The 450-nt window shown below is 66.7% G+C and carries 1 protein-coding gene; it reads left to right on the top strand.

Features of this window, described 5'->3' with window-relative positions; all coding sequences use genetic code 11:
* Window positions 1-382, top strand: a 382-nt coding sequence (locus I6F21_RS37830; protein ID WP_225184400.1) for a UDP-N-acetylglucosamine 2-epimerase, incomplete at its 5' end; no start/stop codon positions are given.
* Window positions 383-450: the final 68 nt, after the last annotated feature.

Below are 450 nucleotides of genomic sequence, written 5' to 3' on the forward strand. Positions count from 1 at the left end.
CGGCCGGCCGAACACGATCGCGGTCGCGTCGCTCGGGCAGCTCCGCTATCTCAGCCTGATGAGCCAGGTGGACGTCGTGATCGGCAATTCGTCGAGCGGCATCCTCGAAGCGCCGTCATTCGGTGTTCCGACGGTGGATATCGGCGACCGTCAGAAGGGGCGCGAGCGCGCCGACTCGGTATTTCACGCCACGCCCGAGCGCGGCGCGATCGCCGCGGCGATCTCGCAAGCGCTTGAGCGGGGCCGCAAGGACACCGTCAATCCCTATGGCGACGGCGATTCCAGCCGGCGCTTTGCCGACATCATCGCGGCCATCCCGGATTTCGGCCAGCTCCTGAAGAAGGGCTTCTACGAAGCTCCCGCAAACGGAGCGCGGCCATGACGAGACACACGCTGATCATCGCGGAGGCCGGCGTCAATCACGACGGCAGCCTGGACAAGGCACTGGCC

The sequence above is a fragment of the Bradyrhizobium sp. NBAIM03 genome (genome assembly GCF_020194055.1).
GTDB classification, from domain to species: Bacteria; Pseudomonadota; Alphaproteobacteria; order Rhizobiales; family Xanthobacteraceae; genus Bradyrhizobium; species Bradyrhizobium yuanmingense.